We start from the raw sequence: 17,854 nt of genomic DNA, 5'->3' as shown, positions 1-17,854 counted from the left end.
GCGGTGATTGGTGCGATGTCGAACAAGGACAAACCGCTGAAAGGCGCTGCGATTGGCGGCGCGATGGGGGCGGGGGGTGGTCTTTTGGGTGGCGCGGCTTTGGCTGGTGGCGCGGCGGCTGGCGGTGCTGGAGCAGCTGGTGCCGGGGCCGCAGGCGCGGGTGCTGCTGGAGCAGGCGCGGCCGGGGCTGGTGCAAGCGCTGGTAGTGGTGTCGGTTTCGGGCTTGGCCAGTCGCTGGCGGCAGGCAGTGCAGGTTCTGCGACCATGGCAGGCGGTTCTGCCGCGCCAGCCTCGGCGGGCCTCCTGAGCTCGCTGGGCACGCAAGCCGGGCAGTTCGCCACCAACGCCAAGCCGTTCGTTGACGCGGCCTCTACCGGCATGACGGCGGCCGGACTACTCGGGGGCGGGCAGGGCCAGCAGCAAGCCCCGCAGTTGCAGCCACTCTCGGCCAGCGGCCCGCAAACCCTGGCTCAGCTGTCTCAGGGCGCACAAGACCCGTTGCTCGCCCGTCGTCAACAGATGATGGCTCAACATCGCGCCATGTGGAGCTGATATGGACGGATTACTCGATTTCGTGAAAACCCCAGAAGGCCAGGGCCTGCTGGCGGCGGCGTTCGGCGCGGCGGCAACTGCCGGGCGCGGCGGGCCGGTCAATACCTTGGGTGCGGCGGGGCTGTCCGGCATCGCCGGGTATTCGGCTGCCAACGCAACCGCGCTGAAGCGGCAGAAGGCGGATATGCTCCAGCAGCAGCGCCAGACCATCCCAACTCTGTACGGTAAGGATGCCGACGGTAACGCCACGTTCGACTGGCAGCAGGCCGCGGCTCTCGGGTTGCAGCCTGACGACATCGCCAAATACGCGCAGCTGCCGAACGCAACCAAGAGCAAGGTCGCGCGCACCGTCGAAGTGCCAAGTGCGAGCGGCGGCAAGCAGACCATGCAGTACGACGAATACGGTCGTCCGGTGGGCCAGGCCATCGATTCCTATGTCGCGCCGCAACTGGTCGACACGGGCGGCGCCAAGCAGTTCGCCATCCCCACCGCAGGCCAGAGCTTCGCCATGACCATGTCTCCGGGTGAGAACGCGGCCAACGCCCGTGGCTGGGCAGGCATCGCGAACCAGCGGGAGCAAAATGCAACGATGCAGGACGCCAACAATGTCCAGCGGGAGGCTGGTCGCATTCAAATCATTGCCGGCCCTGACGGAAACAGCTATCGAGTCGATAAGGGGACAGGTCAAGTCTCACCCATCGTGACGCAAACTGGTACGCCGTTTCAGGACGGCGCGTCCTCCAAGCTCACGGAGTCTGAAGGCAAAAACACCCTGTACCTGAGCCAAATGACGGGTGCCCAAAACGTCCTTGATAAAGTTGGCGGGTCGGCCTCGCCTGCTCGTGTGGCGCTTGCTCGCAGCCCATATACAAACGCTCTTGCTGGCGATGCCGCACAGAAGATTGCCCAGGCACAGGAGCAGTGGGCGGAAGGCTTTTTACGCGCTAAGACAGGAGCGGCATCGACGCCGACAGAGATGGCCGCCAACCTGCGCACCTTTTTCCCGGTGGTTGGCGACAGCGATGAGGTAATCAGGCAAAAAAGGCTGGCCCGCGAACAGGCGGGCAAGGATATGGCGATACCTGCAGGGCGTGGTGCGGAGAGGGCAGTGCAGCGCAACGCGCATCCTCAACTGCCTATGGCTGCGCCACAAGCGGGCGCATTCGCTGATCCTGACAAAGAAGCCCGGTATCAAGAGTTCAAACGGCGTCAGGGGCAATAAAACATGACCGAACAGGAAGAATTCGAATTCCGCATGCGCCTGGAGCAGGAGCAAGCCGTGCAGTCTTCTGGACAACCTCCGGCCCTAAAGGCTCAGCTTCAACAGCAGGACGCAGCCCAACCTCAGGCCGCGCTGACGCCACCTGACCGCCTAAAAGGGCGCAATTGGCTGGAGCGCGGCACGCTTGGCGCTGGCAAGGCAGTTGCCGACCTGATGGAAGGCATCGGCCTTGGCGGTGTTCTTTGGCCTCGCGGCTGGCAGCGCGCCCCTGGCGCAGATGATGACTTGATGTCTGATCCGGCCGGTATCGGCGGAAACATCGGTGGGCAAATTGGGCTGGCCTATCTTGGCGGCCGCGGCTTGCAGGCTGGCGGTAAGGCTATCCAGGCAGCGAGTGCTACGCGCACGATGCCTGCGCTGAAAACTGCGGGCGGGTTGCTGGAGACCGCCGGCAATGCCGTCATTAACCCTGCGAGCTACAAACAGGCCGCCGGAGCAGGTGCGGCATATGGCGCGCTATCCCAACCAGGTGACATTCTTGACCGTAGCGCTAATGCGCTAACTGGCGCAGTCGGTGGTAGCGCCGGGCTTGCTGTTGGTCGTGGCGTAGGTACAGTGGCGGGCCATGTCAAAACCTTAATAACACCGGCTGCACCCATCGAGATGGAAGTTTCGGCCAAGCTTTCCCAGAAAGGTATCGACTTTGGCTCTTTACCGCAGGCTGTTAAGGATCAGGTCATCAATATCGGCAAGAAGTCCATGGAAGACGTGGACAACTTGGATGCTGTACAGCTCGGGCGCCTGGCAGACTTCAATGCCCTAGGAATCAAGCCCACTCGCGGATGGCTGAGCCGCGACCCAAAACAATGGTGGATGGAGAATACACTCAACACTGTTGATGACCAGATTCAAAAGCGATTTGTGGACGCTAACCGTTCGCTGCTCCATGGCGTGAGAAAGGGGGCAGGCGATGCCACGGATTACGAGCGGGGGCAGGTGCTGCAGAAATCTGTTACAGACTATGATTCTGGGCTGAAAGCCGAGGCAGACAGCCTGTACCAGAATGCGCGCAACACCGCAGGTCGAGACATTCCCCTTGATCCTCACAAGTTCGTCAATGATGCGTCTGTCGAGCTTGACCAGCAGATGCTTGGTTCGAAGCTGCCGGCGGATACGCTGAGTTGGTTCCAGAAGGCAACCGAAGGCAAGGAGCCCTTCGACATGGGTACCGCCATGCAGCGCCTCCAAGCTCTGAACGGCCGCATCTACAGCACGAATGACCGAGCTGAGGCCGTAGCACTTGGTATCGTCAAAAAGCACCTGATTAATGCGATCGATGGCGGGGAGTCCGCCGCCATGAACCCGGCCCCAGGCATGCACGCGCCAAGCTCTGCGCCTGTCCAAGCCAGCCAGCCATTCACCGCCGCGCAAATCGGAGGTCAGCCAAGTCTGCCAGGAGCTGCGCAAATCTCTAGCGGGGGCGAAATAGTGCCTTTCCAAGGTGGGGTAGGGCCTGCAACTGGCGGCGCAGAGCAGGCCGGTGAACAAGCGGCCCCTGGCATCGCGGAAGCTTTCAGGTCTGCGCGCGCTGCCGCCGCCGATCGGTTCCGCTTTCAGGAGGCGAGCCCACTGGTAGAGAAGATCCTGAAGGGCAACTACGCGCCAGAGGATCTGCCGGATATCGTCGGGAAGATGAAGGTAGACCAACTCAAGGGCCTATCACAGCTTGAACGTGACCGTGGCGTGCCCATCATGAGCTCCCTGCGTGATGCCGCCCAAGCCTACATCCGTGATTCGGCGACGCTGCAAGGCGAGACTGGAGGCTCCTTCACCATTAATGGCATGCGCAAGGCGCTCGACAAGATCGGACCGGAAAAGGGTAGGGCGCTATTCGGGAAGGCAGGCTGGGCTGACTATCAGCGCATCCTCCGAGCTGGCGGCAGCATCATGAATCCGCCGATGAAGCCTGCTGGCTCTACCACCGCATCGAATGCGCTGCGCTTCATCCAGGCGATGCCTAATATTCCAGGCATAAATGGATTACTCAACATGACAGTCACTGCTGCCGGCAAGGCCAAGCAGATGTCCGATGTGGGCTCAGCATTGAACCCACCGCTGAATATGGTTGTCCCGCGAACTCCACAACCAAGCCTGCTACCGCTTATCACGGCACCAGGCCTGCTTGGAATCACTGAGCAGTAACGACCTAGTCCTCGTCGGGATTGATCAGAACGAACTTCCTGATCCTGCTGCCCTTGGGTAGGTGTTTTTTTGCCAAGAACGTCAGCCAGTCTTCAAGTCTGACCAACAGTTGCACGCCGATGAAGACGGCGGAAAGCTGAAGTACTTTCAATAAGTGCTCGTCCACCACCAAAACCTCCAGGGTGTAACGCCCTCACTCAACTAAAGCCCGCCTCGCGCGGGCTTTTTTATTGGGATGAACAAACATGCCTATCCCTTCTTCGATCAATGACCTTTCGACCACGGCCGGCAGCAACAGCCCGTCCGGATCGGAATCGCCATCGACCATTGATGACTATCTGCGCGTCTATGCATCATACATCGCCTTGCTGAGGGATCAGAAGCTCGCGCTGGCCGGTGGGACGATGACTGGTGCGCTCAATGATGCTGCAACCCAGACCATCGCATCGGCGACGACGACGGATATCGGCGCGGCCACGTCAAACGTCATCATCATCAGTGGCACGACCACGATCACTGCGTTGGGCACGATCGCAGCAGGGGCTCGGCGCAGCTTGCGATTCACCAGCACGCTGGTTTTAACGCACAACGCCACCTCACTGGTTCTGCCTGGTTCTGCCAACATCATCACCTTGCCAGGCGATGTGGCGGAGATGCGCAGCCTTGGGGGTGGTAACTGGGTCTGTACCAGCTACACCTATGCCAGCGGCATGTATAGCAGAACCAACAGCGTCGGCACGGTTTCGCAGTCTGGCGGCACAGTCACTGGTGCCATCATCGAAACTGGCAGCAATGCCAGCGGCACCTACACCAAGTTTGCCGATGGCACGATGATTTGCAGGCGTTCGGTGATTTATTCCGCTATCCCCATCACTACGGCTACCGGCGGCATCTTCTATTCATCCGGTGGTATTCCGGGGTCTTCATTTGCGGCCACCTTCATCGCAAATCCGAACGTGGTGATTAATGTTTCGCCATCGTCAGGCCTCGTCTGGCATGCGGTCTTCGGTAACGCGACCACAACCACGGGGCCAGCCATTTATGCGATGTCCTCAACCTCTTCAACGGTGGATGTAGCCGTTGTTCAAATTGCCTACGGAAGGTGGTTCTGATGCGAATTGTTCTTGAGCCTCAACGCAGAGACGATCATCTCGAAGTAGTGAAGGCCGGCGATACCCTGTCGGTCAACGGTGAAATTTTCGATTTTTCCCCTGTGGTAGAGGGTGACACCCTGCCTGCGACGGCTATTCATAGCGGCTGGTTTACTGGGCAGGTTGACCGGATCAATGGCGAACTGGTGCTCACCATGATTTTGCCGAATCCATGGAACTTCAGCCCTGAACAGGCGTTTCCGATACCACTGGAAAGTGTGCCAGATGGTCCTGTGGTATTCCCCGCAGCAATGGCGGAGATTTTGCCGCCTGAAGAACCAGTCGCGCAAGAATTGGATCAGGAGCCGGAAGCATGAACATAGACTGGACTCAACTTATCACCAAGGCCATGAAAGACGCCGCCCTTGCTGCGAGCGTGCTGGCCTCGGCCAAGGGTCTGCTAGCCGGGTTCAATGTTCAGGCCACGGCGCAGATCGCCCGGATTCAGGACCGGGTCAACACGCTGGGGTACGGCATTGATGCAGGCGAAGCAACCGAAGAGGACGAAGCCGAGCAGGCAGCCTTGCTGATCAGCCTGGCGCAATGGAAAGCCTACAAGTTCGCTCTGGGCAAAGTGACCAAGCAGCCAGGGTGGTACGCCGCCACGGTCTGGCCAGTTGTGCCCGCCATCCCCGTCATTGTTGCCGACCCTGATGCGCTTGCCACCGGAGCGCCACGAAGCTGATCACTGGAGAAAGCTATGCCCATCACCGCGCAGCAACTGCTGCTGATCCTCCCGAACGCCGGCAAGCAAGCCGGCGTTTTTGCGTCGGTGCTGAATTTGCTGTTTATAGGTGAGGCGGTTTTGGAAGAACTTCTATTGCGGCGGACATAGACCAGTTATATAGATTCCGTGTTGGGTTTTTTGGGTCGGGTTCGGGTAATTGCTTGATTTCAGTTGCGATATTGGTTGATTGCATGGATGTTTTTATTGTTTCTCTTCCCGGACCGCCCAAAAGCACTAGTCGTACGCCATAATTTGGTGAGCCAAATGTCATGAAGTTTATCTGTTTTTCGACAACATTCGCCCCGGCTCGTTTGAATGTCTCTGCAATTTCTGATGCATAATCATTTGTTTCTTTTGAGGATTCATTTCGAGTTATCAAAATTGTTGCGTTTTCTGGAAGATGTTTGAGCATGTCCACTAGTTTAATTTTTTGCTCGGCACTCAATGTGCGAGGGCCAAGCTGTCTCTGTAGCTCTAGGCGTTCCTTTCGTTCTTTTTCCAAGGTTAACGAAAGTTGTAGGTTTTCCTTGGTTAAGGTTTCAGCTTTTACGTTTGCTTGTGCAGCAGACTCATTTGCCTGAGCTCCCAAATTTCTCGCTCTTTCGATTGATTCATCGGCGTATTTGCCTCGTATTTCCGAAGTTACATAGATTACGAGTCCGGCGCCTGCAGATGCCACCAAAGCTACTAGTGCAACTATTGAAGCATATCGATAAATAATGTTCGCTGTTTCTAGTGAGATTTCCGGCATGGCTTGCGTTCCATTGTCTGTTATTTTTTGTCAGGTGCTTAGCTTTATTGTTATATGTGCACCAGTTGACTGCTGAAGTGTAACCAAAATTTGTGCTCGGAAACTATTCAGTGGTGTGTCATTTTTTCATTGGTGCTAAGAAATCAAAAAATAATTTTATTGCTTCGTAACGCCGGCCTAATTGCCGGCTTTTTTGTGTTCGGAGGAGACTATGTCTGTAACAGATAAAGACCGAGACATCCTAACGCGTACTTTGTGGGGCGAGGCCCGCGGTGAAGGCCTGGCGGGGCAGATCGCCGTGGGCTGGACCATTCGCAATCGAGTGGACGATGGCAAAGCCAACTCGTGGTGGGGCGAGAGCTATGCCGGCGTTTGCCAGAGGCCGTATCAGTTCAGTTGCTGGAACAAGAGCGATCCGAACTACGCCTACCTGTCGGGAGCGAAGCCGATTCCACCTCGTGAGTTTGCCCAGGCACAGATCGCCGCTGACCAAGTGATGGCAGGTATGGTGCAGGACCCAACCAGGGGCGCCACGCACTACTACGCCACCAGCATGCCGAAGCCGCCGGTCTGGGTGAAGGGAGCAAAGGAAACGCTGCGGCTTGGCCATCACATTTTCTTCAGCGACGTGCCATGAACCCAACTGCGCTGAAAATGGCTGGCGTGTTGGCACTGCTGCTGATCACCGCTGGCGGTGTGTGGAAGGTACAGGACTGGCGCTACGGTCAGCGATTGTCCGAACTGGCTGGCCTGCACCAGGCCGATCTGACGGTCATCAGCAACGCTGCCGCCGTCCAGGTGCGTGCTGATCAGGACAAACGGCTAGCGCTCGAACAGCGCATATCAGCCAGCGAACAATCCCACTACAAGGAACTGAGCGATGCTCAAACCAACCAGGCTCGTCTGCGCGATCGCCTTGCCACTTCTGATCTGCGGCTGTCAGTCCTACTCGACGCAACGGATTCAGCCAGTGGCTGTTCAGTGTCAGCCGGTACCGCGTCCGGCGGCGTGGTTCATGGAGGAACGCGCGCCCAACTTGACGCAGCGCATGCTCAACGAATTGTCGCCATCACCGACGCCGGTGACCAAGGACTGATCGCGTTGGCCGCTTGCCAAGCCTATGTACGGGCTATTGGCTCGTCCGATCACTTTTCTCCATGAGCAACCTTTGGTTTTCTCGAAAGAGGTGATCCCTCTGATCGGAAACACGTAATAGGCTGCCGACTTGTCCAGCTAGGTCAGAGTTTTCCTCTCGGAGGCGGGATGTATCCGCCTGGGCCGCAGCCAACCGTGAGCGCAGCGCGTCACGATCATTTGCCACTTCGGCGTGCAATTCGACGAGCTTGAATATCCTTTCCCGGGCCTGGCGCAGTTGCAGGGTCAGCTCCTGGACTTCGTTCTCATAGACGCGCAACGAGTGCCGGCAGGTTTCGAGAGGCGTTGGGGTGCCGAGCCAGTCGTCGGTGTCTTCGATTTCGTACGGGTCCACGGGCATGCCTTACTGATACTGTTTAAATATACAGTATCCGAGTGATTGCAATCGAGCGAGTGTGAGTCGACGAACTGTCGGTGGCCTATTATCGCTTTCGACCCATCGCTGCCCTTCGCACAGGGCAGCTTACGGGAAACATCGATCGTTGAATCAAGCGGCCCGACTTGTCTATGTCGTTAATCAGGAAGCGAGCGCACAGCTTCCTCTGCTGGCGAGAAAAGTGCGGTGCTCGATCAGTCACTTCTGGAGCCCAGATACCTCGTGTTATTGGGGTTCATCGGGAAGGACAGGTTGTTGATCGTTGCTTTATGTGCCGAGTTGATGGGGTTCAGCGTATCACTCCAACCATCATTCTACCGCGTTGTCAGGTGCTCGTTGGGGTAATGGTCGGAAGTCCTCAGGCCGATCACCACGCGCTTTTGCCAAGCCGGGTATTCACGCGCTGGCGCGTTGGCATCGAACAAGTAATTCCACGAGTCGTACTTGTCCCCGATGTCTACCGCCACTCCAGCCAACATGGCGGTGGCGAACGGGTCCAGCTGGCAAAAGCAGGGGTTTTCCCGGGTAGCGCTTTCGCAGGCCTGACGAATGAAAACCGGAGTCGCGCCACCTAACGCCGCGCAGAGCTCAGAAACGGTATGCACTTGCTTGTGCCCCATGCCTTCCTTGGTGATCACCCAAGTGAGCAGGTGACGGTGCCTGACCGGCAACAGCGTGTGGCTATCCGGAACAGGGGGTTTGGCGGCGAGTTCGGTGACGCGCTTCCAGTTCGAATAGCCTGCCTGCGCTGCAACGAGGTCGAGCGCGGTAGCTAAAGGGCAACCAGAGGTATTGCGATAAGATTTTGCTGCGCGTTTGAGTTTCTCGACAGCGGTCGCGGTGATATGAGGGTGGTCCATGCGTGCTCCAAAAGTTGAAGCGGATCTATCCAGTGCCCACTGCCGAATTCCGCCAACCATGGAATCTGCGCATAAATAAAAATTTCATCGTCCCGGCGAACCAGGTGAGCCGAAGGTGGGCAGCGCGCGCCGATGAGCGCGGCTGCAATAGTACATCTCTGTACTTACGTTGCGCTAGCTGCTCTAACGTATACTTTTTGGCCGATCACTGCCCGTCGCGAAGGGCTGAAACCGACCCAATCCAGCCGGTCAGCTCCACCAGAAATCGGCGAATATCTGCCCTTCGCTTCGCCTATGGGCCACAACCTCTGTCATCATGGCTACTAGCCCTTGAAGCTTTTCGAAAATTTAAGATTAAACCTATTAGGGCTGGTGATGGCTTTGGACAGTTTCGTGCCGCTGCCGATTCGTTTGAAGTAGCTGATATCCCGTTTCATGTACTTGTCCAAATCATCCCAGTCTGGCGCACGTCCCAACGAGTGCGCGGAAAAATCATTCTCCTCCAGTACTCCCAGCATCTCGGGGTAGCGCTGCTTGTAGAAATCCCAAGCGGCCAAGAACTTAGTGCGGACATGCGGCACTTGATGGTTGCGCATCTGTTTGTATATATCTTGGAGAAAACGAATCTGCCATGTGACGTAAGGGGCAATATCCCCCATATGCATCTGGTAGTCCTCAACAGGAAAATGGCCGCCGGTATATTTATTCAGCTGCTCCAATGAGCGGTTGAGATAGACGAAGGAATAGTCAGCATTGAACGGTGCCAAGCGGAAAAATTGGTTGTACTTTGCGCATTCGTGGTCCATGAACAAGCCAAGCGACGGAATATCCTTTTCAGCCAGATATGCTGAGATCAAGGCAGTGCCATAGAAACACTCAACGTGCTTCAGATCGTAGTGGGAGAAATCGCCGGCCACGAGGGCCGCGCGGAAGTAGATATCCTGACCGGTAAGCCGGTGGTGTAAGTCCTCGGCGAACTCCGTGAGGTACCAGACTAGATATTCCCTCTCGGCGTCGTTGGCGGCCGGCTCAATGTTGTAGACCAGTACCGTGTCTGAGAAAACGATGGTCTTGAAGCTGTTATGTTTGTGTACATTCAGGCTATCTAGAATCGAATAGATGCGCGCTACCTTCCTTGGTTCTTTGCGCACCATATCGGTAAAGCCCAGGATATCTATGTAAAGGAGAAATCGGTCCGTCATTCCAAGGTTCCCTGTCTTACTGGATGCGGGCATCATCGCCAGTTTTTAACCGTTTTAATAGCCCTCCGTGCCTCTCACTATGGCTCTCTGACTTCAACAAAATCGGCTCACAGCTGAGCGTCTAAGTGCCCGTTTTGGGTCGCACCTGTCCTTTACGATAAGGCAGCAATTGGCTGATTGCAGTCACTCCGGAGTCATCAGCACGGCGAGCGTCAGCTTGATGAACTCTTCGTTTCGGTCAATCGCTTCCAAGGCGCCGCGCACGTTTTCGGCAACCTCGACTGCACCGCGCTGCTCGACCCAATTGGAGAGCTCCATGATGGCAGCCTCCAGGGCGAGCTGATTTTCGTTGATTTTGAATAGCAGGGAAGGGAGTAGATCTGAGTTTGGCAAGTGGTGTCCTCCTTTAATGAGGACAGGGTAGCAGTTGGAAGGTTTGTGGTTCGTTCGGCAGGACGCCGGGGCAGGACTTTCTCGTCGAAGCCTGTAGGGACTTTTGCGGGGAAACGTAAAACACGGTTAGTCACGGTCGGGCATCGATTGCAGTGGGCGCCGTTCCAAAGGACTGTTCCGTATAGCTTTTTTGTGCCCCTGCAAGCATGGGGTGCTAGGGGTCGAGTGTTCGAATCACTCCGTCCCGACCATTATTCCTGAGTAAAATCAGACACTTAAGCCGATCAGTTAGATCGGCTTTTTTGTGTCTGCGCAAAACTGGCGCAAAACTGGCGCAAAACTACCCGGTGATTTCGCTGATATTCAGGTCCGGGATTGCCTCTGACCAGATGTGAGTTCACGCCGTTTTTGGCCCTTTTTCGCGCTGCCTTTGGCACCAATCCTGTTTGATAATTCTCTTCCTTTCTCAGCTTTTTCGCATGTCAGATAACCTTGGAAAGCGCACTGTTTCCGGGCGATTAGGGCGTTTTTCCTCAGGGCTCCGCGGCGCTAAACCCTGGAAGCTCAGTTCCGATTCTTCGTTCTTAAAGGTCACCATCCTAAATCAGCGAAACCGGCTGTACGTCACGCGGGCCGTGCCTTTGAAGACAAACGGAAGCAGCGAAAGCCGGACTTTCGATTGTGCGCTAGGGAAACGGAACAGAGCGCGGGGAGGTCGCATCCTATTCGAATTGATTGCTGACGGGCTGTGGGCCTTCTGACGACCCTTTGATCACAAGGCCCAGGGGCCGATTTGGAATCAAACCATCGCGTCCGAGAGCCTGACCTATACCTCCAAATTCGACGTTTTTGGGCCCAAACCGCAGTGCCAAACAGACCGCAAATTCACCCGACTTCTTGCTGTTTTGGTGACAAACCATATTGCAGGTAGTTGGCACCGATTGAGTGCCGCTGAACCCTCGAAAGATCCGTCGGCCGCGGCTTCTAGCGGTCAGCCCGGAATCTCTTGCAAGGTCCTGGTCGGTGCCAAATCCGCTGCTAACTCACATATAGCGACAAACGCATGGGTTGCAAAAGTTTCGAAGCGGATTTCGAAACGGCAGCGACGCATCGCTGCCGCGGTTCTGATGGTTTGCTGGGTCGCGGCTCTGTATTTTCGGTGGCCGCTCGAGCCGGTTTTCATTTTTATCGTTGCCTTGCAGCTAGCGATCTCCTCTTTTTTTATCAAAGAGCAGGCACCTGTGAAGGTCAGGCATAAATCCACTAAGGCGCAATGAGGGAAACCGCCAGATCCCCGTCACGGCCTCAAATCATAAAACCAACAGCCTGCCCAAGATTGCTTTCCTGCGCGCCAGCAATCAGGTGCAGCGGAACCTGTTGTTGCGGTTCCAGGCACGGGATTTCAAAACTACCCACTATCTGAAGCTGTCGCTCACTCAGCCCGGTTGCCTCGACTTCTTTTGCCTTGGCCATTCTCGCGTGGTTCGCTGCGATTTCATTGAGAGTTGACACGTTACATCTCCGGTGACTGACCAAGCGTACTGCTGGAGTCCTTAAGCGTTAGTTTGAAGTGCTGCCGTGTCAGAATTATGTCGTTCTGGGGCCGCTAGTCCGGCCTGTGCAAGCCGTAAGCCAGACATGGCGGTGCATTGCGCCTCTCGGATCAGTTTGCGACGAAAGGTTAAGTCCGGTACTTGATGACGATACCCTTGAGCTTGCGACCGTTGATGGTCTGCACGTCCCGAGCCCACAGCGGTCCGTTGAGGTAGGCGCCCACCGGCCCGATATGGTCATAGACCACCACCACGGCATCGCCGCCGAGTTTGGCTGCTTCATCCCGCAGTTTCGCTTCCACCTCAGTGATGGGCGGGGCGGGGTCGACACTGGCGTCAATCAGCACTTCGCCCAATCGAACATGCGGTCGCAGGGGTTCCGAGCGCAGCACGACGACTTCGCTGGGCAGGGTTGGTGCCGGATGTTCGACGCCGACGTAGGCGGTGGTCTGGGCATCGATACTCGTGCAACCACTGAGTGCGAGCAGGGTGGCGGTGAGCCCGCCAGCCAATAGCGATAATTTGAAACGGGCAGACCAGGACACTGGCATGTTGGAATTCCTCCGGACAATCCACTGCTATACGGCGGGTGGCATGTTGACGGTAGCAGACAGCCCGGGAGTTGCCAGAAAGCCCAACCCTTACAGATTGGGCTGTTTCATGCGGTTAACATCGGTGATCAGGAAGGCTTCTTACTGATCCTTTTCACAGTTGACCATCCACGAGACACCGAAGCGGTCAACCAGCATGCCGAAGCGTGCCGCCCAAAAAGTGGCTTCCAGCGGCATCTCGACGTTGCCGCCGTCCGACAGCGCGTTAAACACCCGCTCGGCTTCAGCGATGCTGTCGACATTCAGCGAGATCGAGCAGCCGCTCATGCCCGGGGTCGGGCGGTCGGGCGTGGTGTCCGAAGCCATCAGCATCTGATCGCCAACTTTCAGGCAGGTGTGAATGATCAGGTTGTGATGTTCCTTCGGCACATGCTCGGCGGCGGGTGTTTCGCCGAACGTCATCATCGCTTCCAGCTTGCCTTGCAGGCAATGTTCGTAAAACGTGAAGGCGGCGCGGCAGTCGCCGTTGAAGATGAGATACGGATTGATTTTCATGGTTTGCTCCCGGTCATTGAAGGGCATACCGGATTGGACGCCGCGTTCATGGGCGAATTCCGATGAGATTGACTGGGCAGCAAAGCGCTAAATCGCGATGGGAGCTTGGGTTTTTTTAGATGTTTTTTCGATAGACCGGGCAATGCTTATTGCTTCGTTCGGACGCCGTGGCGCCAGCATGCGTTCGATGGCACCGCTCACCAGATTTTCCAGCAGTTCATCATGCTCTTGTTCGTCAAGCGCATGGGGTGTCAGCCAACTGGGTGCGTTGTTGAGCAGGGCAGCAATCGCATGGCCGGCCGCCAGTTGCCCCGAATCACTAAAGCGCGAGCGCGCGCCGAGCATCACCAGCAACCGGCGTTCGTACTGCTCGCGCAATTGCCGGACCCGAGCTTGTTGCTCTTCATTCAGGCAGCCGCTGTCGCGTTCCACCAGGCGAAAATGCCACGGCATGTCGCGGTGCAGGTTCAGGTGTGCGCGGATCAGGTTGTTAAGCCGATCGCGTTTGGCCGGGGCCTTTTTTTCGATTCGCCCTAAAGTGGCCAGCAGCTCTTCGTAAAACTCTTCGATCAGGTCCAGCAGCAAGTGCTGTTTGCTTGGGTAGTGGTGATACAGCGAGCCCGGGGAAAGCCCCAGGCACGTGGCGAGTTCACGCATGCCGACCTGACCGAAACCCTTGCTGGCAAACAACTCCAGCACCTTGTCCCGGTACTCGGCGAAACGCGAACAACGCTCAGGCATAGGCATGGAAGCCGCGCCCCGATTTGCGACCCAGGTAACCGGCGGCGACCATTTCCTTGAGCAGTGGCGCCGGGCGATATTTGCTGTCGTTGAAGCCGTCGTAGAAGGCTTGCATGATCGCCAGCAGGGTGTCGAGGCCGATCAGGTCCGCCAGTGCCAGCGGGCCGATCGGCTGGTTGCAGCCCAGGCGCATGCCGGCGTCGATGTCTTCGGCGCTGGCCAGGCCTTCCTGAAACACCAGGATCGCTTCGTTGATCATCGGCACCAGAATCCGATTGACCACAAACCCCGGACGGTTGCCGGCGGTGATCGCGGTCTTGCCCAGCGTGGTCGCCATGTCCAGCGCCAACGCGTGGGTGGCATCGCTGGTTTGCAGGCCGCGAATGACTTCGATCAACCCCATCACCGGCACCGGGTTGAAAAAGTGCAAGCCGATGAAACGCTCGGGCTGGCTGACGCTGGCGGCGAGTTGGGTGATCGACAGCGAAGAAGTGTTGGAAGCGATCACGCAATCGGCGCTGACCTGCGCGGCGATCTGTTGCAGCACCCGCAGCTTCAATTCGAGGTTTTCGGTGGCCGCTTCGATCACCAGTTGCGCGTTGTGCAAACTGCTGTAATCGGTGCTGGTGCGGATCTTGTCGAGGGCGGCGTTTTTCTGCTCGGGCGTCAGGGTGTCCTTGGCGATCTGCCGATCGAGGTTTTTGCCGACGGTGGCGACGGCTTTTTGCAACGCGCTCTCGGAGATATCGAGCAAGGTCACGTTGAAACCGGCCAGGGCGCAGACCTGCGCAATCCCGTTACCCATGGTGCCGGCGCCGATCACGCCAATGTTTTGCAGATTCATGTTGCCGTCCTTCCGCTCAAACCCTGCGATACCTTGGCCGAGTTGGCGGCCGAAGGCGTACTATTGCCGCGAGTCTAGAGCCGGCGGGGCGGTTGTCCTATGCCGAAACTGTTCAACGGCACTGGCGTTTTTTGCCATTTCAAATGACGGGGAGAGTAGCGTTCACATGCGGGAAAAGGACTCGGTGGCCGCCTACTTCGTGCAGGCAATGATCCACGGGATGGGTGACGATCCGCAGCGCGTGCGGACCGTGCTGGAACAGGCCGGCATCGATCCGGCACTCATTCTGCAGCCCACGGCGCGGGTGCCGGCCAATGCCTTTGCGGCGTTGTGGCTGATCCAGATCCGTGAACTGAACGACGAATTCTTCGGGCTCGACTCCCATGGCATGCCGCCAGGCGCATTCGCGCTGATTTGCCGCGCGCTGATCCAGGAACCCGATCTGCACAAAGCCATGCGCCAGTGCCTGGCCAACTTCGCCCTGTTCCTGCGCGACTTTCGCGGCACGCTGACCGTGCGTGGTAAACGAGCGGTCATCAGCCTGGACAGTCAGGCGGCGGACGATGACGCCAGCCGTTTCGGCGAAGAAACGTTCCTGGTGTTGATGATCAGTTTGTTGTGCTGGCTCGGTGGCCGGCGCATTCCCATCGACCGCGCGGACTTTCGCCACGAGCGGCTGTCCCTCAGCGACGACCGCTTGTTGTGGGGACCGAACCTGACCTTCGGCGCCGAGCGCACCGAAATCGAATTCGCCAGTCACTATCTGCGACTGCCGGTGGTCCAGGACCTGGCCTCGCTCAAAGTCTTCCTGCGCACCGCGCCGCAATGGCTGGTGATCCGCTTCCGCAACCAGCACGGCCTGGCGTCACAAGTCCATCAGCGCCTGCGCAACAGCCATTACAGCCACTGGCCGACCTTGCAGGCCTTCGCCCTCGAACAACACCTGAGCCCCAGCACCTTCCGCCGCAAACTGGAACGTGAAGGTTGTTCCTACCAGGAGATCAAGGACGAAGTACGCCGCGCGGTGGCCTTCGAGCAATTGCGTGAAAGCCGCGCGAGCATCAGCGACATCGCCGAGCAGTTAGGCTTTCAGGAGCCGAGCGCGTTTCATCGCGCGTTCAAGAAGTGGACGGGGGAGAGTCCGGGGCGGTATCGGGCGCGGTTTCAGGGGGCGCGAGTCGAGCCTTTGGCGGAGTCTGAGGCGTGAGCCTGGTTTTTGAGCGCTTCACCACGCTACTCGATCAGGCGAGACGTGCCTTGCGGCTGGTCTGGGGCACGTCCCGCGGGTTGTTCCTCGGCCTGGTGCTGGCAACCCTGATCGCCGGGGTGCTGCCGGCGTTGGCGGCATGGCTGGGTCAGCGGATTGTCGACGCGGTGGCCTTCGCCATGCAGTTGCACGCGCAGCAGGGCAGTGCGCCGTTGTGGCCGGTGGTGCGTTACGTGTTGTTTGAAGCGGGGGTGTTGGCGTTGCTGTCCGCCACTCAGCGTGCGTTGTCCGTCCAGCAGTCACTGTTACGGGTGCAGTTGGGGCAGAAGGTCAACACGATGATTCTGGAAAAGGCCCAGACGCTATCGCTGGTTCAGTTCGAGAATTCCGAGTTCTACGACAAGCTGGTGCGGGTACGGCGTGAGGCCTCCACCCGGCCGTTGGCGCTGGTGATGAAGTCGCTGGGGCTGATCCAGAACCTGATCGTGCTGATCAGCTTCGGTGTATTACTGGTGCATTTTTCGCCGTGGGCGCTGGTGTTGCTGGTGGTCGGCGCGCTGCCGGTATTTTTTGCCGAGGCACACTTTTCCGGGGATGCCTTTCGCCTGTTCACCCGTCGTGCACCGGAGAGTCGGCAGCAGACTTACATCGAGACGCTGCTCTCCCATGAGGGTTACATCAAGGAGGTCAAGCTGTTCGGGTTTGCGCCGCTGTTGTTGCAGCGCTATCGCGACACGTTCGCCCGACTGTATGCCGAGGACCGGCGGCTGACCTTGCGCCGCGATGGCTGGGGTTTTGTTCTGGGTCTGTTGGGCACCTCGGCGTTTTATCTGGCGTATGCGTGGGTGGTGGTCGATACGGTGCACGGCAGCATCACCCTGGGCCAGATGACCATGTACCTGGTGCTGTTCAAACAGGGTCAGACGGCGGTGAGCAGCAGCCTCAGCGCCATCAGTGGGCTTTATGAGGATGGTCTCTACCTGTCCAGCCTGTATGAGTACCTGGCCGAACCCGTAGTGGCCGACACCGGCCATCTCACCGTCGGTGCGGTTCCCGGCGATGGCCTGCGTTTCGAGAACGTCGGTTTCCGTTATCCGGGCGCTAGCCGCGCTGCGCTGGAAGGTATCGATCTGCACCTTGTACCGGGGCACAGTGTGGCGCTGGTAGGGGAGAACGGTTCGGGCAAGACCACGCTGATCAAGCTGCTGACCCGGTTATACCGTCCCGATCAGGGGCGCATTCTGCTCGACGGCAGCGATCTGCAGGCGTGGGACGAAGACGCGTTGCGGCGGCGGATCGGCGTGATTTTCCAGGATTACATTCGCTACCAGTTTTCTGTCGGCGAAAACATCGGTGTCGGCGACACGCTGGCGTTCAACGATGTGCAGCGCTGGCAGCAAGCGGCCGCCGAAGGCATGGCCGCGCCTTTCATCGAGCGTCTGGATCGCGGATATGCCACGCAACTGGGGCGCTGGTTTGCCGGGGGGCAGGAACTGTCCGGCGGGCAGTGGCAGAAGATCGCACTGTCCCGCGCCTACATGCGTCGCAACGCCGATATCCTGATTCTCGACGAGCCGACCTCGGCGCTCGACCCGGCGGCGGAAGCGGCCGTGTTCGAGCATTTCAGCCAACACACACGGGACCGCATGACCCTGCTGATCTCCCATCGTTTTTCCAGCGTGCGCAACGCCGATCACATCATTGTGCTGGATCAGGGCGCGATCCTTGAGCGCGGCGATCATGACACGCTGGTCGCGGCCGGTGGACGTTATGCACAGTTGTTCGACTTGCAGGCGCGGGGTTATCGCTAGG

General features: G+C 57.9%; 22 protein-coding genes and 1 pseudogene. 12 read left to right on the top strand and 11 right to left on the bottom strand.

Annotation, left to right across the window (positions count from 1 at the left end):
* Nucleotides 1-76 precede the first annotated feature (76 nt).
* From ACM110_RS14140 to ACM110_RS14125, 4 genes are read left to right on the top strand one after another with little or no spacing between them, the layout of a single operon-like run.
* Nucleotides 77-307: a hypothetical protein gene (locus tag ACM110_RS14140; RefSeq protein WP_416128235.1), complete on the top strand. Its 231-nt coding sequence runs from the start codon at nucleotides 77-79 to the stop codon at nucleotides 305-307.
* The gene (locus tag ACM110_RS14135; protein WP_416128234.1) at nucleotides 265-552 is read left to right on the top strand and encodes a hypothetical protein; all 288 of its coding nucleotides are present in this window, start codon (nucleotides 265-267) and stop codon (nucleotides 550-552) included. Before ACM110_RS14140 ends, ACM110_RS14135 begins: the two co-directional genes overlap by 43 nt.
* Nucleotide 553: 1 nt before the next feature.
* Nucleotides 554-1,774, top strand: coding sequence for a hypothetical protein (locus ACM110_RS14130; RefSeq protein WP_416128233.1), 1,221 nt, complete (start codon nucleotides 554-556; stop codon nucleotides 1,772-1,774).
* 3 nt (nucleotides 1,775-1,777) lie between these two features.
* A complete protein-coding gene (locus ACM110_RS14125) occupies nucleotides 1,778-3,976 on the top strand; it encodes a hypothetical protein (RefSeq protein WP_416128232.1) in 2,199 nt (732 codons plus the stop codon).
* A gap of 4 nt (nucleotides 3,977-3,980) precedes the next feature.
* On the opposite strand, the gene ACM110_RS14120 is transcribed toward ACM110_RS14125, so the two are convergent.
* Nucleotides 3,981-4,142, bottom strand: coding sequence for a hypothetical protein (locus ACM110_RS14120; protein WP_416128231.1), 162 nt, complete (start codon nucleotides 4,140-4,142; stop codon nucleotides 3,981-3,983).
* A 79-nt stretch (nucleotides 4,143-4,221) separates the two neighbouring features.
* Here ACM110_RS14120 and ACM110_RS14115 point away from each other — a divergent pair, with 79 nt between their 5' ends.
* From ACM110_RS14115 to ACM110_RS14100, 4 genes and pseudogenes are all read left to right on the top strand, one after another.
* Nucleotides 4,222-5,088: a hypothetical protein gene (locus ACM110_RS14115; RefSeq protein WP_416128230.1), complete on the top strand. Its 867-nt coding sequence runs from the start codon at nucleotides 4,222-4,224 to the stop codon at nucleotides 5,086-5,088.
* Nucleotides 5,088-5,444, top strand: coding sequence for a hypothetical protein (locus tag ACM110_RS14110; RefSeq protein WP_416128229.1), 357 nt, complete (start codon nucleotides 5,088-5,090; stop codon nucleotides 5,442-5,444). Before ACM110_RS14115 ends, ACM110_RS14110 begins: the two co-directional genes overlap by 1 nt.
* A complete protein-coding gene (locus ACM110_RS14105) occupies nucleotides 5,441-5,812 on the top strand; it encodes a phage tail protein (protein ID WP_416128228.1) in 372 nt (123 codons plus the stop codon). The genes ACM110_RS14110 and ACM110_RS14105 overlap by 4 nt, the downstream gene beginning before the upstream one ends.
* A 15-nt stretch (nucleotides 5,813-5,827) precedes the next feature.
* Nucleotides 5,828-5,908 (top strand): annotated as a pseudogene (locus ACM110_RS14100) (glycoside hydrolase family 19 protein); the annotation flags it as partial.
* A 7-nt stretch (nucleotides 5,909-5,915) separates the two neighbouring features.
* Here the strand turns inward: ACM110_RS14100 and ACM110_RS14095 are convergent.
* Nucleotides 5,916-6,605 carry a hypothetical protein gene (locus ACM110_RS14095; protein WP_416128227.1) on the bottom strand — a complete coding sequence of 230 codons (690 nt, stop codon included), beginning with the start codon at nucleotides 6,603-6,605 and terminating at the stop codon, nucleotides 5,916-5,918.
* A gap of 211 nt (nucleotides 6,606-6,816) precedes the next feature.
* Here ACM110_RS14095 and ACM110_RS14090 point away from each other — a divergent pair, with 211 nt between their 5' ends.
* Both ACM110_RS14090 and ACM110_RS14085 read left to right on the top strand, forming a co-directional pair.
* Nucleotides 6,817-7,242 carry a cell wall hydrolase gene (locus tag ACM110_RS14090; RefSeq protein ID WP_416128226.1) on the top strand — a complete coding sequence of 142 codons (426 nt, stop codon included), beginning with the start codon at nucleotides 6,817-6,819 and terminating at the stop codon, nucleotides 7,240-7,242.
* The gene (locus ACM110_RS14085) at nucleotides 7,239-7,766 is read left to right on the top strand and encodes a lysis protein (RefSeq protein WP_416128225.1); all 528 of its coding nucleotides are present in this window, start codon (nucleotides 7,239-7,241) and stop codon (nucleotides 7,764-7,766) included. The genes ACM110_RS14090 and ACM110_RS14085 overlap by 4 nt, the downstream gene beginning before the upstream one ends.
* Here ACM110_RS14085 and ACM110_RS14080 read toward each other — a convergent pair.
* From ACM110_RS14080 to ACM110_RS14040, 9 genes are all read right to left on the bottom strand, one after another.
* The gene (locus tag ACM110_RS14080) at nucleotides 7,735-8,100 is read right to left on the bottom strand and encodes a hypothetical protein (protein ID WP_416128224.1); all 366 of its coding nucleotides are present in this window, start codon (nucleotides 8,098-8,100) and stop codon (nucleotides 7,735-7,737) included. The genes ACM110_RS14085 and ACM110_RS14080 overlap by 32 nt on opposite strands.
* A 350-nt stretch (nucleotides 8,101-8,450) precedes the next feature.
* Entirely contained in the window at nucleotides 8,451-8,996 is a 546-nt protein-coding gene (locus ACM110_RS14075; protein ID WP_416128223.1) for a hypothetical protein, read from the bottom strand.
* A 323-nt stretch (nucleotides 8,997-9,319) separates the two neighbouring features.
* The gene (locus tag ACM110_RS14070; protein WP_416128222.1) at nucleotides 9,320-10,198 is read right to left on the bottom strand and encodes a hypothetical protein; all 879 of its coding nucleotides are present in this window, start codon (nucleotides 10,196-10,198) and stop codon (nucleotides 9,320-9,322) included.
* A gap of 183 nt (nucleotides 10,199-10,381) precedes the next feature.
* Nucleotides 10,382-10,591 carry a hypothetical protein gene (locus tag ACM110_RS14065; RefSeq protein WP_416128221.1) on the bottom strand — a complete coding sequence of 70 codons (210 nt, stop codon included), beginning with the start codon at nucleotides 10,589-10,591 and terminating at the stop codon, nucleotides 10,382-10,384.
* A 1,305-nt stretch (nucleotides 10,592-11,896) separates the two neighbouring features.
* The gene (locus ACM110_RS14060) at nucleotides 11,897-12,103 is read right to left on the bottom strand and encodes a hypothetical protein (RefSeq protein WP_416128220.1); all 207 of its coding nucleotides are present in this window, start codon (nucleotides 12,101-12,103) and stop codon (nucleotides 11,897-11,899) included.
* Between the two features lie 169 nt (nucleotides 12,104-12,272).
* Nucleotides 12,273-12,695, bottom strand: a complete 423-nt coding sequence (locus ACM110_RS14055; RefSeq protein WP_416128219.1) for a hypothetical protein — start codon at nucleotides 12,693-12,695, stop codon at nucleotides 12,273-12,275.
* Nucleotides 12,696-12,836: 141 nt separating this feature from the next.
* Nucleotides 12,837-13,250 carry a VOC family protein gene (locus tag ACM110_RS14050; RefSeq protein WP_416128218.1) on the bottom strand — a complete coding sequence of 138 codons (414 nt, stop codon included), beginning with the start codon at nucleotides 13,248-13,250 and terminating at the stop codon, nucleotides 12,837-12,839.
* An 87-nt stretch (nucleotides 13,251-13,337) separates the two neighbouring features.
* Nucleotides 13,338-13,997 carry a TetR/AcrR family transcriptional regulator gene (locus tag ACM110_RS14045; RefSeq protein WP_416128217.1) on the bottom strand — a complete coding sequence of 220 codons (660 nt, stop codon included), beginning with the start codon at nucleotides 13,995-13,997 and terminating at the stop codon, nucleotides 13,338-13,340.
* Entirely contained in the window at nucleotides 13,984-14,835 is an 852-nt protein-coding gene (locus tag ACM110_RS14040; RefSeq protein WP_338585951.1) for a 3-hydroxybutyryl-CoA dehydrogenase, read from the bottom strand. The genes ACM110_RS14045 and ACM110_RS14040 overlap by 14 nt, the downstream gene beginning before the upstream one ends.
* Before the next feature lie 166 nt (nucleotides 14,836-15,001).
* On the opposite strand from ACM110_RS14040, the gene ACM110_RS14035 reads away from it, so the two are divergent.
* Complete coding sequence (locus ACM110_RS14035; RefSeq protein WP_416128216.1) at nucleotides 15,002-16,042, top strand: AraC family transcriptional regulator; 1,041 nt, start codon at nucleotides 15,002-15,004, stop codon at nucleotides 16,040-16,042.
* Nucleotides 16,039-17,853: an ABC transporter ATP-binding protein gene (locus ACM110_RS14030; RefSeq protein WP_416128215.1), complete on the top strand. Its 1,815-nt coding sequence runs from the start codon at nucleotides 16,039-16,041 to the stop codon at nucleotides 17,851-17,853. Before ACM110_RS14035 ends, ACM110_RS14030 begins: the two co-directional genes overlap by 4 nt.
* Nucleotide 17,854: the final 1 nt, after the last annotated feature.

The organism is Pseudomonas sp. NFX98 (genome assembly GCF_047784845.1).
In the GTDB taxonomy this organism is placed as follows: domain Bacteria; phylum Pseudomonadota; class Gammaproteobacteria; order Pseudomonadales; family Pseudomonadaceae; genus Aquipseudomonas.
The sequence above is the reverse complement of the archived record's forward strand: the minus strand, read 5'-3'. Positions and strand labels throughout refer to the sequence as shown.

Bases quoted from the DNA above. Each gene is read 5' to 3' on its own strand.
- ACM110_RS14110 (WP_416128229.1), top strand. From the start codon at position 5,088: ATGCGAATTGTTCTTGAGCCTCAACGCAGAGACGATCATCTCGAAGTA.
- ACM110_RS14055 (WP_416128219.1), bottom strand. From the start codon at position 12,695: ATGCCAGTGTCCTGGTCTGCCCGTTTCAAATTATCGCTATTGGCTGGC.
- ACM110_RS14125 (WP_416128232.1), top strand. From the start codon at position 1,778: ATGACCGAACAGGAAGAATTCGAATTCCGCATGCGCCTGGAGCAGGAG.
- ACM110_RS14075 (WP_416128223.1), bottom strand. From the start codon at position 8,996: ATGGACCACCCTCATATCACCGCGACCGCTGTCGAGAAACTCAAACGC.
- ACM110_RS14105 (WP_416128228.1), top strand. From the start codon at position 5,441: ATGAACATAGACTGGACTCAACTTATCACCAAGGCCATGAAAGACGCC.
- ACM110_RS14135 (WP_416128234.1), top strand. From the start codon at position 265: ATGGCAGGCGGTTCTGCCGCGCCAGCCTCGGCGGGCCTCCTGAGCTCG.
- ACM110_RS14050 (WP_416128218.1), bottom strand. From the start codon at position 13,250: ATGAAAATCAATCCGTATCTCATCTTCAACGGCGACTGCCGCGCCGCC.
- ACM110_RS14115 (WP_416128230.1), top strand. From the start codon at position 4,222: ATGCCTATCCCTTCTTCGATCAATGACCTTTCGACCACGGCCGGCAGC.
- ACM110_RS14035 (WP_416128216.1), top strand. From the start codon at position 15,002: ATGCGGGAAAAGGACTCGGTGGCCGCCTACTTCGTGCAGGCAATGATC.
- ACM110_RS14130 (WP_416128233.1), top strand. From the start codon at position 554: ATGGACGGATTACTCGATTTCGTGAAAACCCCAGAAGGCCAGGGCCTG.
- ACM110_RS14080 (WP_416128224.1), bottom strand. From the start codon at position 8,100: ATGCCCGTGGACCCGTACGAAATCGAAGACACCGACGACTGGCTCGGC.
- ACM110_RS14070 (WP_416128222.1), bottom strand. From the start codon at position 10,198: ATGACGGACCGATTTCTCCTTTACATAGATATCCTGGGCTTTACCGAT.
- ACM110_RS14040 (WP_338585951.1), bottom strand. From the start codon at position 14,835: ATGAATCTGCAAAACATTGGCGTGATCGGCGCCGGCACCATGGGTAAC.
- ACM110_RS14085 (WP_416128225.1), top strand. From the start codon at position 7,239: ATGAACCCAACTGCGCTGAAAATGGCTGGCGTGTTGGCACTGCTGCTG.
- ACM110_RS14090 (WP_416128226.1), top strand. From the start codon at position 6,817: ATGTCTGTAACAGATAAAGACCGAGACATCCTAACGCGTACTTTGTGG.
- ACM110_RS14045 (WP_416128217.1), bottom strand. From the start codon at position 13,997: ATGCCTATGCCTGAGCGTTGTTCGCGTTTCGCCGAGTACCGGGACAAG.
- ACM110_RS14095 (WP_416128227.1), bottom strand. From the start codon at position 6,605: ATGCCGGAAATCTCACTAGAAACAGCGAACATTATTTATCGATATGCT.